The 15,259-nt window shown below is 46.4% G+C and carries 16 protein-coding genes; 9 read left to right on the top strand and 7 right to left on the bottom strand.

The genetic code is table 11. The features are described 5' to 3' along the window. The first annotated feature begins 255 nt into the window (after positions 1 to 255). Both BOD01S_RS08090 and BOD01S_RS08085 read left to right on the top strand, forming a co-directional pair. Entirely contained in the window at positions 256 to 738 is a 483-nt protein-coding gene (locus BOD01S_RS08090; protein ID WP_036157252.1) for an RNA polymerase sigma factor, read from the top strand. Continuing rightward, the gene (locus tag BOD01S_RS08085; protein ID WP_036157254.1) at positions 735 to 1,424 is read left to right on the top strand and encodes a zf-HC2 domain-containing protein; all 690 of its coding nucleotides are present in this window, start codon (positions 735 to 737) and stop codon (positions 1,422 to 1,424) included. The genes BOD01S_RS08090 and BOD01S_RS08085 overlap by 4 nt, the downstream gene beginning before the upstream one ends. A 53-nt stretch (positions 1,425 to 1,477) precedes the next feature. Here BOD01S_RS08085 and BOD01S_RS08080 read toward each other — a convergent pair whose 3' ends face one another. The 7 genes from BOD01S_RS08080 to BOD01S_RS08050 all read right to left on the bottom strand — a co-directional run bounded on the left by BOD01S_RS08080 (position 1,478) and on the right by BOD01S_RS08050 (position 9,415). Next, positions 1,478 to 2,914 carry a hypothetical protein gene (locus BOD01S_RS08080; RefSeq protein ID WP_036157256.1) on the bottom strand — a complete coding sequence of 479 codons (1,437 nt, stop codon included), beginning with the start codon at positions 2,912 to 2,914 and terminating at the stop codon, positions 1,478 to 1,480. Positions 2,915 to 2,976: 62 nt separating this feature from the next. Further along, positions 2,977 to 4,035 carry a YkvI family membrane protein gene (locus tag BOD01S_RS08075; protein WP_036157258.1) on the bottom strand — a complete coding sequence of 353 codons (1,059 nt, stop codon included), beginning with the start codon at positions 4,033 to 4,035 and terminating at the stop codon, positions 2,977 to 2,979. 250 nt (positions 4,036 to 4,285) lie between these two features. Continuing rightward, positions 4,286 to 5,380: a YkvI family membrane protein gene (locus BOD01S_RS08070; protein ID WP_036157260.1), complete on the bottom strand. Its 1,095-nt coding sequence runs from the start codon at positions 5,378 to 5,380 to the stop codon at positions 4,286 to 4,288. 105 nt (positions 5,381 to 5,485) lie between these two features. Further along, complete coding sequence (gene menC, locus BOD01S_RS08065; RefSeq protein ID WP_036157696.1) at positions 5,486 to 6,592, bottom strand: o-succinylbenzoate synthase; 1,107 nt, start codon at positions 6,590 to 6,592, stop codon at positions 5,486 to 5,488. Then, positions 6,592 to 7,407, bottom strand: coding sequence for a GNAT family N-acetyltransferase (locus BOD01S_RS08060; protein WP_036157262.1), 816 nt, complete (start codon positions 7,405 to 7,407; stop codon positions 6,592 to 6,594). Before BOD01S_RS08060 ends, menC begins: the two co-directional genes overlap by 1 nt. After that, positions 7,404 to 8,540: a M20 peptidase aminoacylase family protein gene (locus BOD01S_RS08055; RefSeq protein ID WP_036157264.1), complete on the bottom strand. Its 1,137-nt coding sequence runs from the start codon at positions 8,538 to 8,540 to the stop codon at positions 7,404 to 7,406. The genes BOD01S_RS08060 and BOD01S_RS08055 overlap by 4 nt, the downstream gene beginning before the upstream one ends. Positions 8,541 to 8,545: 5 nt before the next feature. After that, entirely contained in the window at positions 8,546 to 9,415 is an 870-nt protein-coding gene (locus tag BOD01S_RS08050) for a MurR/RpiR family transcriptional regulator (protein WP_036157266.1), read from the bottom strand. A gap of 682 nt (positions 9,416 to 10,097) precedes the next feature. Between BOD01S_RS08050 and BOD01S_RS08045 the strand changes: the two genes are divergently transcribed. From BOD01S_RS08045 to BOD01S_RS08020, 7 genes are all read left to right on the top strand, one after another. Continuing rightward, positions 10,098 to 11,177, top strand: coding sequence for an ankyrin repeat domain-containing protein (locus BOD01S_RS08045; protein ID WP_036157268.1), 1,080 nt, complete (start codon positions 10,098 to 10,100; stop codon positions 11,175 to 11,177). Then, on the top strand, positions 11,178 to 11,813 hold the full coding sequence (locus BOD01S_RS08040) for a hypothetical protein (RefSeq protein WP_036157271.1): 636 nt from the start codon (positions 11,178 to 11,180) through the stop codon (positions 11,811 to 11,813). 4 nt (positions 11,814 to 11,817) lie between these two features. Further along, the gene (locus BOD01S_RS23820; protein ID WP_280520956.1) at positions 11,818 to 11,952 is read left to right on the top strand and encodes a hypothetical protein; all 135 of its coding nucleotides are present in this window, start codon (positions 11,818 to 11,820) and stop codon (positions 11,950 to 11,952) included. Between the two features lie 348 nt (positions 11,953 to 12,300). Beyond that, entirely contained in the window at positions 12,301 to 13,083 is a 783-nt protein-coding gene (locus BOD01S_RS08035; protein ID WP_036157273.1) for a transporter substrate-binding domain-containing protein, read from the top strand. A gap of 32 nt (positions 13,084 to 13,115) precedes the next feature. After that, positions 13,116 to 13,781 carry an amino acid ABC transporter permease gene (locus tag BOD01S_RS08030; protein ID WP_036157274.1) on the top strand — a complete coding sequence of 222 codons (666 nt, stop codon included), beginning with the start codon at positions 13,116 to 13,118 and terminating at the stop codon, positions 13,779 to 13,781. A 12-nt stretch (positions 13,782 to 13,793) separates the two neighbouring features. Then, on the top strand, positions 13,794 to 14,537 hold the full coding sequence (locus tag BOD01S_RS08025) for an amino acid ABC transporter ATP-binding protein (protein WP_036157276.1): 744 nt from the start codon (positions 13,794 to 13,796) through the stop codon (positions 14,535 to 14,537). A 367-nt stretch (positions 14,538 to 14,904) separates the two neighbouring features. Next, positions 14,905 to 15,240, top strand: a complete 336-nt coding sequence (locus tag BOD01S_RS08020; protein WP_036157278.1) for an ArsR/SmtB family transcription factor — start codon at positions 14,905 to 14,907, stop codon at positions 15,238 to 15,240. Positions 15,241 to 15,259 lie beyond the last annotated feature (19 nt).

The raw sequence follows: 15,259 nt of genomic DNA, 5'->3' as shown, positions 1-15,259 counted from the left end.
CATGTAACGAAGGGTGGCGAGTGCATCTGCCGCTACGCTTTCGATGCAGAGCAAAGCTTCCAGCGGGAAAAGCGAGAAAGCCGAGACCCCGCAGGAGTGAAGCGACGAGGAGGCTTGGCCTCGCCCGTGGAAAGCGTCCACCCGTAGTGGAATGTGCAGTCAGCCATGTATATCTTATCGCAAGACAAAAATTACGCACAAATTTTGTAACGAATAACCTTTAGCCAGGTCTTATATAGGAAGGGAGGGTGGAATGTGACGGAGTTCGGGGATATTTACGAGCGGTATTTCAAGGATGTGTATGCCTTTGTGTATTCGCTCAGCCGCAATGACAAGGTTGCCGAGGAGATTACGCAGGAGACGTTTTTTAAGGCGCTGAAAGGCATTGAGTCATTCCACGGTCAGTGCAAGCTGCACGTATGGCTGTGTCAGATTGCGAAAAATACATATTTTACTTATTTGGAGAAGCAGAAGCGGTTTTCTGACGAGGATGTGCCCGAGCAGGAAGGTGTGCGCATTGAGGATTTGATGACGGATAAGGAAAATGTATTCCGGATCCATCAGGCGCTGCACCGGCTGGAGGAGCCGTACAAGGAAGTGTTTACGCTGCGGATTTTTGGTGAATTATCGTTTCGGCAGATCAGCCAGCTGTTCGGGAAGACGGAGAGCTGGGCGCGGGTTACATTTCACCGGGCCAAACAGAAACTGCAGACGAGGCTTAAGGAGGAAGAACAATGAGCAAATTGTCGTGTGATGTCGTACGGGACCTGCTGCCGCTGTATCACGATGAGGTGTGCAGCGAGTCGAGCAGGCAGATGATTGAGGAGCACCTGTCGACCTGTAAAGACTGCCGGGCCGAGCTGGCAGCCATCAAGCAGGATATCCAGCTGACTCCTGCTGATATCAGGAACAATCAACAGGAAGGGACTGTACTGAAAAGCATGTCGGTCTTCTGGAATAAGACAAGAAAAAAAGCTTTTCTCAAAGGCATAGCGATTACGACTGTGCTGTGCCTGCTTCTAGTGGGCGGCTATTACGGATTGTGTAAATGGAATATTACGACCGTTGCCTCAGAGGATGTAAAAATTTCCGATGTCAGCCTACTCGCTGACGGCAGAATCGTCTACCATGCAGAGATTACGGACGGCTATGCGCTGTACCAGCTGAAATATGACATAGACGAGGACGGCAATTTCTATATGATTCCGTTACGGCCGATCATCAAGGAGAAGTCCGAGCTGCCATATAAGCTGGAAAATTGGTATGATGCCATCAAACTCGACATGTATAAGGAAGACGGGAAAGGACCGGATATACAAGCGATTTATTACGGCGCACCTGATGATGCCATTCTTGTCTGGAAAGAAGGGATGGAGCTGCCGAAAGCAAGCCCTGAAGTGGAGAGCCGTTTCAATTTTGACTAACCGTAAAAAAGCGCCTGTTTGAATATTCGTTCAAACAGGCGCTTCTTCTATTATTAAAAACTCTTCAGCTCCGCTTCCGTTAAGTTCCGGTAGCCCATATAGGGAATCTGTACCTTGCCGTCCACCAGCTTTACGACAGCATAGCCCGGGATGCCGTTCGAGATGTAGTCCTGTGTTTCCTTTGGCCACCCAGTGACCGGGACGTTCTCGTATTTGTCCGGGTCAAAGCTGTCGTCCTCTGTTGCATCCGTATAGCCCATGAGGTCAAAGAATGCATCGCGGAACGTGACAAAATACGTATCGTCCGTTACCTTTGCTGCCGCTGTTACTTCACGCGTCGCATGCTGATTATGGAAGTCACTCGGCGGGACGTAAAATACCCCGTTCCCATAGTGCAGAAGTGTTGTATTGTCCAGCTTCTGCGGGGATGGCAGCCCAAGAGCCGCCCCGTCTAAATCGATATTATGGAGTGCCTTTATCTGCTTCGCTACGGTTTCTTCTTTATAGCCCATGAAGTAATCCAGGTTGCCGCCGTCCTGCGGTACATCTCCCGTTACAATCATGCTTGTGATGATTGGCTCATACGTTTCCGGGTTCCGTTGATCGATCTTGCCTGAATACTTTAACCCGGACATCCCTTCCTCGATTTTGGCCATCTCTTCCTCGGAAGGCTCCTTCCCGTTTTCGAATGCCGTATTGAACCTTTCCGTCAAATCGGAAAATACGCTGCCGATATTGCCTGAAATATCCGCTGTCTCAAAGGCAAATGTCTTTTCCCCTTCCTCGCTTTTTACGATGGCGACTTCTTCACCTTCGACATCCTTCATCCGCTGTTTAAACGTTTCCCTGTCGACTTTTTTATCATCCAGCCGGTACTCTTCCTGCTCTCCCGCCCCGTGGTAGGCTGCTAGCACCTGCTCGAATGTTCCGTCACGGTATGCATAATACGTCGATTCATCGAAGTTTTCCTGTTCATCCGATTGGAAGTAGCTGTTCTTCAGCAGTACTTCCCCCTTGCCTGTTGTCACAAAGGAAATACTCATATCTGTAGGCGCAACGGAATCTAGGTTGATGAAATCATAATGCAGGAGTGCCGCTTGTTTCGTTTCCGGATTCGCCTGCCAGATTTCCAGTGTATAGCCGTCCTGATTGCGGTGGTCGAGCTCATCCTTATGATGCGGTGAGCCCCTGAACAGCATATACAGCTCGTCCTGTCCGTCCTGGTTTACATCAACTAACTCAGCATGTGCAAGTCCATAGCGGCTGTCACTGAAGGAGGAACGGTCCGGGACGACACCGAAACCGTAGGCTACACCCTCCAGTACATTAAGGAGCTGCTGCTTTTGCTTGATTTCTGCTTCCGTCAGTTCAGGCTTTTCCTGTATCTCTGATTCCTTTTGGACGGGTTGTTTTTCTTCTGCTTCCGGTCTTTCATTTTCCGTACAGCCGGCCAGGCAAAGGATACCAGCAGTTAAGAGTAGTTTTTTCACGATATGCCCCCTTTTTGCTTTATCCTTCTTATAAACTATTTTCCACCTTTTAAACATTCGCGCTAATGGCGTTTTCTCCTGTCTTCATTTCGTGCCCATGCCAGCATAATGGCGATGACGAGTATAAAGCCAAGATAGCCCATCGTCGAATACAGCTTCCCTACAAGAGTCGTAAAGCCGGCTGTGCTCGCCGCGAAGCCGATGAACCCGACAAGTACGATAGTCGGCTTGAACATTGGTTTGTCAGGAGAAATAAAGCGTACGGTAAAGACATAAAACATGCCGACTGCTGTGTTGTACATCATGCCGAGCAGCACAAGCGCCATACAGATACCGACTGCCGGATGGATCTGCTTTGCCAGTTCCAGTGTCGGCATATCCACACCCGCCACTACATCCATTTTGGCAAACAGCGAAAGATTGATAAGGACAATGAGGATACCGAGCATGACGCCTCCGAGTATGCCCCCGCGCCCTGCTATTTTACGGTCCTTTTCTGTACCGCCCATCACAATGAGCATCGCTGCACCGGCTGCAATATTGTACGAAACATACAAAATGGCACCCATCCACCAGCTCGATGCCGCTGCCGGCTGCTCCCGGGCCAGCACGTCCAGTTCACCGATTGAATAGTCCATCGTAAAGAAGGAATAAAGCAAAACAACAAAAATGATGCCCATCAAATAAGGGGTCAGCATCGCAACGACCTTCAGAATGTTCTTCACATCAAGCAGCAATGTCAAAATCGTCGCTATCACCATCACGATATTACCGATGACCGGTTCGATGCCGAATGTCTGGTAGAAGGTAGCGCCTGCACCAGCAAACATGACGACCGCCACACCAAATAAAATAGCCGTAATAAACATGTCCAGCACAGGACCGAGAAAACGCCCGCCGATATAATAGATCCCTTCCTTATGGGAGGTCGTCTGCAGATCCGAGCCGAGCTGTGCGAGAATCATCCCTAGAAAGGCAAATACAATCGTGGCGACAAGTCCGCCAACGATTCCCATGACACCAAAGCTCGTAAAATACTGCATGATTTCCTGCCCCGACGCAAAGCCCGCCCCCGTCACAAGCCCGACGAACGCACCGCCGATTTGAAAGCTCTTCTTCATACAACACCTACTTGTCCATCTTTTTTCCGTGCTGCCTGCCAAATACTGTTGTACTAGCCTATGTTCACAGCGCACGGGGCATGAATGGACAATGCCTCATATAAAAAAGCAGTTGGAATATAATTATTCCAACTGCTTTTTTAAGTAATATCGAGATAGGAAGGCTCATCCAGCCTGTCTTGAAAACGCTTGCCAGACAAGCAACGCGGGATGAAAGCGTTTGTCAACAGGCTGAGCATTTGGAATGAAATCATTCCAAATGCCCTGCCTGATTTTTGATCGTGACTTCTGCTCGAGACGGTCTGTTATCTTTTCTCATCCATGCAATGATGACCGCGATAATTAACGCAAAGCCTAGATAGCCCATCGTCGAATACACTTTTCCGACAAGTGTCGTAAAGCCGACGAAGCTTGCGCCGAAGCCTGCAAGACCGATGATGACGATAGCCGGCTTGAATGCTTTATGATCCGGTTCCACAAACCGTACCGTAAAGGCATAGAACATACCGACCGCCGTGTTATACATCATGCCAAGCAGTGCAATGGCCATCAGCACCCCGACTGCCGGGTGGATCTGGTTTGCCAGTTCAAGTGTCGGCATGTCCACTCCTGCCACAGCGTCCATTTTCATAAACATCGCAAGATTGATTAAAATGATCAGTGCTCCGAGCATCAATCCGCCGAACGCTCCGCCAAGACCCGCAACTTTCCGGTCCTTTTCCGTACCGCCCATCACAATCAGCATCGCTGCACCTGCCGCGATATTGTACGATACATATAGCAATGCCCCGACAATCCAGTTAGAAGCCGCTGCGCTTTGTGTCTGCGCCATCTCATTTGCTTCCGTAAAGGAAATGTCCATCGTGAAAATGGAATAAATCAAAATGATGAAGATGACGACCATTAAATATGGTGTAATGACGGCAATAAGATTGATAATGTTCTTTACGTTTAATAGAAGCGTGCAAATCGTCGCGGCTACCATGATGATGCTCCCCAGCATCGGGTTAATGCCGAACATTTGATGGAACGTAGAGCCCGCGCCGGCAAACATGACGACTGCTACACCGAACAGGAAGAACGTGATGAGAAAGTCGAGAACAAAGCCGATATACGGTCCCCCGATATGATAGATAACCCCTTTATGGGATGATGTCTGCAGCTTGGAGCCGAGCTGTGCAAGCGCCATTCCGAGGAAGGCAAAAGCAGCCGTTGCTATAATTCCGCCGAGAATCCCCATAAGACCGAAGCTCGTAAAATACTGCATGATTTCCTGGCCGGAAGCAAAGCCCGCGCCGACAATCAACCCGACGAATGCCCCGCCAATCTGTAAACTTCTTTTCATATATTCACCCGCTCTTTAGTATTTTTTTGTCAATATATTTAAAAATTCAGAAAATATAAATGTAAGAGGAACCTTAAGCACCTTTCAATGCTTAAGGCTGAAAGATCATTTATACGTTTTCTTCTCCACCGTATAATCCTCCACTGTGTCCCGGTTTACCTCATAGCCGATGCCTGCTGTTTGCGGCACATGGATATAGCCGTTTTCCGCCACGACTTCCGGCTCGATAATGTCCTTTTCCCAGTAGCGGTTCGAGCTTGCTGTATCGCCTGGCAGGATGAAGTTTGACAGGGTCGTTAACGCAACGTTATGCGCACGGCCGATACCTGACTCCAGCATGCCGCCGCACCATACCGGTACACCGACGGATTGGCAGTAGTCATGGATTTTCTTCGCTTCCGTCAAGCCGCCTACACGGCCGATTTTAATATTGATAATTTTCGTTGCTCCGAGCTCGACCGCTTTTCGTGCATCCTCCAATGAATGGATACTTTCATCGAGACAGATCGGTGTTGTCATCTGCTTTTGGAGTGTCGCATGGTCGATGATGTCATCAGATGCAAGCGGCTGCTCGACCATTGTGAGATCAAACGCATCCAGCTGCTTGAGCAGCTCTGCATCCGCCAGACGGTACGCCGAGTTTGCATCTGCCATAATCGCGACGTCCGGGAATTTTTCACGCAGTGTACGCATGACCTCTACATCCCAGCCCGGCTTGATTTTTACTTTGATGCGTTTATAGCCTTCCTTCACATACTCATCTACGAGCGCTACAAGGTCCTCAATCGATTGCTGGATGCCGATGCTGATCCCTACTTCAATTTTGTCCTTTGTCCCGCCGAGAGCAGCGGCAAGCGATTGATTCGTCTGCTGTGCGTAAATGTCCCAGATGGCTCCTTCGATTGTGGATTTCGCCATATTGTTTTTGCGGATCGGCTCGAAAATTTCGCTTACTTCATCCGGATGGGTAATTTCTTTATTTAAAATGAGCGGGATTAAATAATCCTCGAGCATATGCCAGTTTGTTTTTAGCGTTTCCTCGTTGTACCACGGTGAATGGAATGCAACAGATTCGCCCCAGCCGATTGTGCCGTCCTCATCCTTTGCTTCCAATAGAAGAAAGTCCTTATTTGTAAATGTGCCGAAGCTTGTTGTGAACGGTGCCTTCAATTTCATCTGTAAATGTCGGATTGTTATTTCGGTAATTTTCATCATTTGTTCCCTCCAAGTGCTAGTGATGCTTTTTTCACAAAAATGTAATCATTCCACTGCTCATTTACCTGTAAACGGACCGCTGCGTATCCGGCTGCGAACATCGCCTGGAAAACATCGCGTGTCGCAAGGCGCCAGTGCATGGCATGCTCCTGGCTTTTTCCTTTGAGATCCTGAAAATCCTTCGGTACCGGTAAGCGGTAGGCAGGTTCCTCGAAATTCTCCAGTAGTTTACAGCTTAATAGAGGCAAGCCGTTTTCATCGAATGTAATGTCACCGATTGCTGCAGCATGTGCCGCTTCAGCCGGTGTTTGCTGCTTGCTGACATAGTCACTTTTCAGATGCCAATGCACCTCAAAGCGGTCGGATGGCAGTCCTTTATTGAAGCCGTCCTGCATTTCGCCGTAGCAGTTTTCTATATACGTATCACAAATGCCGTTCAGCTTTGTTAAGTTCAAATAGCCATTTCTTGTTTCAAGCGGGTCGAATGTCCACACCATCAAATCATAGCCCTTATCAATCGCCAGCTTCCGCTGAGCCTGTTTCAGACGTTCACCGATGCGCTGTGAGCGGTATGCTTCATCGATGCCGAGCATATGGGAGCATAAATAGCTCCTGCCGTTCTTTACTCCTGCAAAGCCGTAGCTAAATCCGATTAAACGTTCGCCGTCATACGCACCGACAAGAATGCCTCCATTTTTGGAGGCTGTTAATGTCTGATGCGTCGGCAGCGGCGTGATTCCCCATACCTCTTCCTCCAGCTTTTGCACCTGTTCCATCTCTTCGATTGTTGTCAGCTCTTTTATGGAAATCATTCTGTATCGCTTCCTTCTGCTTTCTGTAATGCCAGCATGATGGCTCTTGTGATGATCCGGGCACCGGTTGGCAGCTGCTGTTCATTAAATGTCATGTTCGGATGGTGCAGCCCTGGCGTGACGCCGCATCCTAGTCCAAGCAATGTTGTCTGCAGCTGCGGTCTTTTATAGGCATAAAAATGGAAGTCCTCCCCGCCGGGTGTTACGACATCCGGTGCACAGTGCTCCTCCCCTGCAACATCAATGATCGCCTGCTTCATGATCGCCTTTGCTTCCTCATCTACCTGGGCGGCTGCGATATGCGCGTCCATCGTTGTCGTAATCGTTGCTCCGTATAATGTTTCCACAGCAGCAACCGCTCTTTGCAAGCCCGCTGTCAGTGCATCCATCGCCGTGTTCGTTTGGGCACGTGCATCGATACTGAATGTAGCAGAGCCCGGAATAATATTCGTCGCCGATCCCCCTGCCTGCAGCTGTGTCATCTTGATCGATGCCGATTCTGTCGGGCTGATCCAGATCCGCTTTAGGGCATCGACTAAAGCAGCGGCTACTTCTATCGCATTGATACCCTGCTCCGGCCGTGCTCCGTGTGCCTCTATCCCGGTAATTGTTCCGGTAAAAAGCTTTGCCGCCCCGTGGTATAGTGCGGGGGCATGCATACCGTCCGCTAATTCCACAAGGGGCCGGACATGGACACCGAATAGAAACTGCAGCGGGTCAACAACACCTTTTTCGACGAATGCCTTTGCACCCTGCGCCTTTTCCTCAGCCGGCTGGAAAATGAACCGGACAGCACCCGGCAATGATTCTTTCTGTTCGTTTAGTAATAATGCCGCGCCGATTGCCATTGTCATATGGCCGTCATGTCCGCATGAATGGTTGGCCTTAAATTCACCATTTACCTCCTGCCAAAGCGCGTCCATATCTGTCCGGAAGCCGACTTTCGGAATCCCTTCGCCAATATCGACATAGAAGCCCGTCATATCATCAAATGTCCGGGGCTCCAGTCCTTCCTCCGTTAGCATGGCAGCCAGATAAGCTGTCGTTGCCTTCTCCTGCCAGCTGATTTCAGGATGGGCATGCAGGTGGGTAAAAACATGCTGCATCCGCTCTCTTAACTGTTGTTCCATCATTTTTCTCAACTCCATCGGTTCGCAATAAAGCTATTTTGAAAATCATCAAACTTTACACGCTGTTCATTATAGTAAGCTGCATCATGCGACATCATGCCGACGACGATCGTATTCAAAAAGGAAATCAATGCAGGCATCATATCGATTGTAGAAAGCTCCGCCTGCTGCAGGACGAATGCTTCATTTGCAACAGCCCGAATCGGTGCTACATTTGCATCCGTAATCGCGACCGTGTAGACGCCGCGCTTGACGAATTCCTCCGCAATCTGGACCGGCTCCTTATAATAGCGGTGCAGGGAAATGACAATCGCGACTGCCGTTTCATCCGCTTCCTGCAATGTACGGATCAGCATGCTCGTTTCACCTTGCACGAGCTTGACATTCGGCCGGAGCATATTCAGCGTAAACTGGAGCCATTGGGCCGCAAAATTCGATGCCCCTGCCCCGACAAGATAAATCGTTTTCGCTTCATGCAGCCTTTTCGTCGTTTGTGAAAACTGCTCTTTATCTATTTGACCGGCAATTCCGACAATTTGATTACTGATCTGGCCCATCACCTTTTCGCAAAGTGCCTGCTCTTTGAAAAGTTCTTCTTTAGAAGATACATAATTGCCGAGTGTGCTGTTCGTATTGTGCTCGAATAAATACATCGTGAGCTCCTTCTGCAGCTGGGCATATCCATTTAACCCAATGGCATAGCAGAAGCGGATGACAGTCGTCTCACTCGTACCCGCCCGTTCCCCTACTTCCGTGGCGGAATGGACACCAATATACGTAGGATTATGTAATACAAAGGACGCTACCTTTTGCTGTGCCTTTGACAACGAGCTGAAGTGCTGTTCGATTTTTTCTTTGATCGTTATTGCATCACTCAAAAGAAGCGCCTCCTTTTTTCTAGTAAAATATGAAGTTCACACTTCAAATATACGGATTACTTTAGCATGTTGAAATTATAGTTGCAATACTTTTCTGAAATTTCTTATTAGTCTATCTTTTATGTGGTGAAAGCAGTTTGATAGAAAAGGTGATTATTTAAATAAAACTTGTTACTTTAAAAGAAAGATTACGCAAAATCCCTATATTGATAGACAGAATTTTTTCTTCCACAACCGAGCCATATTCCCGGGAATGGATTGTCCATTCCAAACAGGATTCTATTAGTCCTGATGAACCAATTCATAAATAGAGCAAAGTTCCTGAATCTCTCCTATCTTCATCGTTCAGGTGAAAATTAAGTGTATTCAGGATAAACGGTCATTATAATGGAAATATGATACATATTAAATGGGTGATTGCCATCAATCTTGTCACAGTTTCTCGCGGAGCGAATCCCATCTGTCGGGTTTATGGATGAGGTAATATTCATGTTGAAATTGGATGTTCGAGGATTTCTGAAAGCGGAAGTGATTTGTTATGAAGCCAATGCGGCCGGAAGGTGTTTTCACCCTATTTCTGAAATGACGAACGGTACTATTACTGTACGCTGGCACAATAAGAAATCGGCGCCGCAGTTCATAACTAGATAAGCAACTAATGTAAATGTAGGAGGGGTTTGGGATGATTGTTTTAAAAGGAATCGGGAAGTTCAAGGAGCTACCGGAAATCGCCATGCATATTTACGAAGGAAATATGCCGGCTTTGCAGGCTGCCATTGAAGCAGGCTGGAACATTGAGGAAGGAATTGGACTTAGCAAGTATATTACATTAAGTCCGTTGGATCTGGCGCTTGTATCGCAGAAGATGGAGGTTGTAAAGCTGCTGGTAGAGCACGGGGCCGACCTGAATGTCCATCATAATCCGGCATTTTTACGGGCTGTCCGCCATTGCAAGGAAGACATCGTGAGGTATATTGCAGCGCAAGGAGCCGAGCTGGACAAGGTCAATCAAACAGGGTCAGGCGCCTATTTACAAGCCTACTACGGAAACAAGAAAAATATCCCTCTTATCCAGGAGCTGGGATTGGATATCAAGCAGCATGGTGGTACTGTATTGCGTGAAGCCGTATCGAACCATGACTATAAGACACTTACCTATTTGCTCGATCAGGGGGTAGACATCAATACGAATACACCCGATATGGTCTATCCTTATGAAGCGACTCCGCTAACGGTAGCCGCGCGTATCGGGAATTTGGCTATGGTCAAATTTTTAATTGAACACGGGGCGGACGTTACGTTAGCAGAAAAAGACGGTGAGCGGCCGTATACGATTGCAGTCAGCAACAAGGATACCGCCATGACTGACTATTTGAGAGCACTGGAGCCGGCTGACCTTCATAATGTAGAAAACAAGAAGTATGAGCTGAAGAAATACAAACTCCCGGATGAGCTGGTCAGCTTCCTTACCGGAGACAATCTCCGTCTTGAGCTGGCAGAAAATGAATTCGATATCGAATATATCGACTTTTTCACTTTGACCGATACAATCGAGATGAAAGTAGGCGGGCAAAAACTGCTGCGGCTTTCAGCTGATATCGACAATTACTCTGATCTGCAGCTTGTCTGGAATCCAAAGAAAAAAGGCATGATAGGCTGCTATGACGTGGAGCACCAGACTTATGCGGATTTATGCAGCTTTCCGGAGTTCCTTACGCAACCTGAAATATACCTCATTCAGTTTCTTGAGGGAGAGCTGTAAATGAAGAACCGCACGAATATTTTAGCCGAGAGAACGGACTGTATTCTTTATTATGCAAAACCGGCCCTGCCGAACGAATACGGTACAGGCTGGATCGGCGGGAATGCACCTGACTTCTTTGACGACCGGGCACACCTTATCCATGAAGGTACCCAAAAATATTACTTTTACTTGTGCCTCCCCCATCCTTTTGACTCCGAGAGCATGATGTCAATCTTTATCCCGGAGGACTATGAGGAATATGTGGACAACAACATCTATCCGAATTGTTCGGTAAAGGTGATGGAGCACCCCATTTCAGCGGAAAGCGTCAAAGAACTGTTTACTCATCCGGGTCTTATAAAACATGCGATTTCAGACGGTGAAATCAGCAATGACGAAAAATCAATGGCGCAGTCTTTTTTGATTAAACTTGGCGGAAACCCAAGACTTATTCAACATGAAGACTATTATTTTGCGAAGCTGACGGAGGAATCATTTTCTTTTTTCTTTCAGGTAGATGAAGACGGTTACCCTGACACGCTGCTCCGGGACGGTTACAGCTATCCTTTTGGTTTTGGCTCACTCTATATTTTCGCCAAAATGGGAACGAATGAGATACAAGAGCCAGTAGCGGGTTTTTGGCAGTTCTCTTGATTTAATGGGTGAAAAGATCGAAGCTTTTGCACTTGGGTATGACTGCTTACATGAGAAGCTAAAAGGCGCCGAATTGGGTGCCTTTTTCTTTTGCTCCATAGATGATGCGATGAACCGCTCTATAAGTAAACCATTTTGAGTTCCCCTACCCTAAGCAGGAAAAAGGCAGAATCAGCAAACCTTCACTTTTCCATATATCACATTCTCATAATGTCATTTTCATACAAAAAAACACTGCAAGTTTTTCATGCAATGGCTCTTTTCCCTGCTCTTTTTTAACTTTTTTCAAAAAATATTATGAGAGAAAAAACCCTACAGAAACGAGGGATACATAAGGTGTAGAGGATGCAGAAAGTATCGGGAACCGTGACAGGTACCTGATGCTTTTTGTTTTATCAGAGGTAAACAGGGTATTTACTTTCATAAGCAAGCTATTTAGCTAAAGGCATTGCAGAAAGAAATCAGAGGAAAAGGGTTGATAGCCAACATGTTATTGAAGAGAAAGTTACTATTGGTTTTTAGTATAATCATGGTCTGTTTTTTATCTGCTTGTGCCGAGAAGGACAAACTTGACGACGGCTCTGAACTGATCAATAAAAATCAATTTGTTTTCGCCGCTTCCGGTGAATTTAAGCCATTTAGTTACATAAATGACGATCTCACTATGTCAGGCTTTGATGTTGAGGTCGGCGAAGCAGTTGCAAAGGAATTGGGCCTTGAGCCGGTTCAGAAGCGAATCAAATTCAAAGGGATTGTAGAAGGGGTAAAAACCGGCCGTGCGGATGCAGCCGTTGCCAGTCACACGATTAATCCGCAGCGTAGCAAACATGTTTCCTTCTCTACCCCCTACTATTATTCGGGACCGCAGATTTTTACTAGACCGGACAGCGATATTAAGACTGTCGAAGATTTAAAGGGAAAGGAAGTAGCTGTAGCAAAAGGTTCGACATATGCCGATACAGCTTCCAAGTACACAGACAACGTAAAAACATATGACAGCGATATTACCGCTTTAAAAGCATTAAGCAGCGGGCGTCATGATGCAGTCGTCACGGATTTTGTTACAGGGAAAACGGCTGCCAAGGAAGGGTTTAAGATTAAAGGCCAGCAGCTGATTAACCGCAGTGAACAGGCGATTGTACTGCCCCAGGATAATCCTCAGCTATTGAAGCGGGTAAACGAAGCTTTGGAAAAACTCCGTGAAGATGGGACACTGTCAAAAATCAGCATCAAATATTTTGGTGAGGACATTACGAAGAAGCCAGAATAAATCCATCCTATAAAAAGAAAGGAAGTAGTACTTTGCCAAGTTTTTCACATTTTTTTGACATACTAGCAGAAACAAAAGGTGTATTCCTAAAAGCAATGCTTTTAACATTGGAGCTGACGGCTGTTTCGATTATACTCGGAATCGTTATCGGTCTTGTCTTTGCCTTATTAAAAATATCCAGGGTAAAAATTTTACAGCTTATTTCAGATGTATACGTCTACCTGGTCCGCGGAACACCGCTGATCGTTCAAATCTTTATTCTATACTTCGGGATTAGCGGAATTTTCCTTCTTCCGGATTTTTGGGCTGCTTCACTTGCTCTGGCGTTACATAACGGAGCCTATATTTCCGAGATCCTCCGCGGAGCGATCCAGTCGGTCGACAGAGGCCAGCTTGAGGCAGGACGCTCTTTAGGGATGACAAAGTCACTGACATTACGAAGCATTATCCTTCCGCAGGCATTCCGCCGGGCGCTGCCGCCTCTAGGCAACCAATTTATCATCAGTTTAAAAGATTCTTCGTTAGCCGCATTTATCTCCATGAATGAGCTGTTCAATGTGGCGACAACGCTTGGTTCTAATAATTTCGACGAAATGACCTACTTACTCATCGTAGCAGTCTACTACCTATTGCTGGTGGCGCTGTTGACACTTGTAGTGAACCGGGCTGAACGAAAATTAGCAATAAGCGACAGATAGGAGGCAAAAAGAATGAACATGAGAGAAATGATTAAAATACATCAATTAAATAAATCGTTTGGCGACTTGCATGTGTTGAAAGATATCGATATGACCGTTTTCGAAAGCGATGTTGTTTGTTTAATAGGATCGAGTGGTTCAGGGAAAAGTACCCTCCTCCGCTGTTTGAACTTTTTAGAAAGAAAGGATAACGGCCAGATTATCATTGAAGGAAAAGAAGTCAATCCGCGGACCGATAATCTGAACAAGATCCGGGAAAAAGTCGGGATGGTGTTTCAAAACTTCAACCTATTCCCACACAAAACGGTATTGGAAAACATTATCGAAGCACCTATCAAGGTAAAGGGTGTCAGCAAAGAGGATGCGATTTCCAAAGCACAACAGCTACTAAGCAAAGTAGGCTTGGAGGATAAGGCGGATGTCTACCCTAGTAAACTGTCAGGGGGGCAAAAGCAGCGGGTAGCGATTGCCAGAGCACTTGCGATGGAACCGGACATTATGCTGTTTGATGAGCCGACATCGGCACTCGATCCCGAACTTGTCGGCGAGGTTTTAACAACGATGAAAGACCTGGCCGAAGAAGGCATGACGATGGTTGTCGTAACCCATGAAATGGGATTCGCTAAAGAGGTAGCGGACCGTATCGTGTACATGCACGAGGGAAGAATTGTCGAACACGGTACACCTGAGCAGTTTTTCAATAATCCAAAAGAAGAGCGAACACGCGAATTTTTAAAATCGACATCGCTTAAATAACGCTGCAGGGCCCTGTCTATCTATTTAGGCAGGGCCTTTTTTATTGGAGCCGGGATTTTTATAGGAAGACGGATAGCATAATAAAAAAGAGGGTTCAAATGAACAAAGAAAGTCTTCGTTCAAATAGCCCATTCTATTGATTAGTAATGGAATGAGCTTTACTGGTTCTTACGTTTAATAACGATTCAAACGATTGAGAAGACAAGCTGGATTCGTCAGGAAGATATGAAGCTTATCCAGAAGAAGTGATTCGTCTCGATTTACTTTCCCAATATTGCACCAAGTATAAAAATATTATATCGTTGTGTTCAATCATATCGCTCATCAACTTAAACCATTCGACTGACTATAGGAGGTATTTCGCTGAATGGATAAACACGACCAACTAAATAGGATTAAAGAGAACTTCATTAATTCCCAAAAAGTATTGCAGGCAATTGGCGATGAAACCCGTCAATCCATCTTATTAGTTTTAATGAAAACGGAATGTAAAACAGGATTGCGTGTAGGCGAAATTACGGAACAAACGCATCTTTCCCGACCTGCTGTTTCACACCACCTTAAGGTATTACGAGATGCCGGTATTATTTTGATGCGTAAGGAAGGTACAAAGAATTTTTATTTTATTAATATACGGTCAAAATTGGATTTATTAAAAAATCTTGTGATGAATATCGACAAGTTTATGAAAGATTTTCATTAAAAATATGTTATGTGGAGGA

This window comes from Lysinibacillus odysseyi 34hs-1 = NBRC 100172 (assembly GCF_001591965.1).
Lineage (GTDB): Bacteria > Bacillota > Bacilli > Bacillales_A > Planococcaceae > Lysinibacillus_B > Lysinibacillus_B odysseyi.
The sequence above is the reverse complement of the archived record's forward strand: the minus strand, read 5'-3'. Positions and strand labels throughout refer to the sequence as shown.

Coding starts and splice junctions, on each gene's coding strand:
- BOD01S_RS08085 (WP_036157254.1), top strand. CDS start 735: ATGAGCAAATTGTCGTGTGATGTCGTACGGGACCTGCTGCCGCTGTAT.
- BOD01S_RS08075 (WP_036157258.1), bottom strand. CDS start 4,035: ATGAAGAAGAGCTTTCAAATCGGCGGTGCGTTCGTCGGGCTTGTGACG.
- BOD01S_RS08070 (WP_036157260.1), bottom strand. CDS start 5,380: ATGAAAAGAAGTTTACAGATTGGCGGGGCATTCGTCGGGTTGATTGTC.
- menC (WP_036157696.1), bottom strand. CDS start 6,592: ATGAAAATTACCGAAATAACAATCCGACATTTACAGATGAAATTGAAG.
- BOD01S_RS08060 (WP_036157262.1), bottom strand. CDS start 7,407: ATGATTTCCATAAAAGAGCTGACAACAATCGAAGAGATGGAACAGGTG.
- BOD01S_RS08055 (WP_036157264.1), bottom strand. CDS start 8,540: ATGATGGAACAACAGTTAAGAGAGCGGATGCAGCATGTTTTTACCCAC.
- BOD01S_RS08045 (WP_036157268.1), top strand. CDS start 10,098: ATGATTGTTTTAAAAGGAATCGGGAAGTTCAAGGAGCTACCGGAAATC.
- BOD01S_RS08040 (WP_036157271.1), top strand. CDS start 11,178: ATGAAGAACCGCACGAATATTTTAGCCGAGAGAACGGACTGTATTCTT.
- BOD01S_RS23820 (WP_280520956.1), top strand. CDS start 11,818: ATGGGTGAAAAGATCGAAGCTTTTGCACTTGGGTATGACTGCTTACAT.
- BOD01S_RS08035 (WP_036157273.1), top strand. CDS start 12,301: ATGTTATTGAAGAGAAAGTTACTATTGGTTTTTAGTATAATCATGGTC.
- BOD01S_RS08025 (WP_036157276.1), top strand. CDS start 13,794: ATGAACATGAGAGAAATGATTAAAATACATCAATTAAATAAATCGTTT.
- BOD01S_RS08020 (WP_036157278.1), top strand. CDS start 14,905: ATGGATAAACACGACCAACTAAATAGGATTAAAGAGAACTTCATTAAT.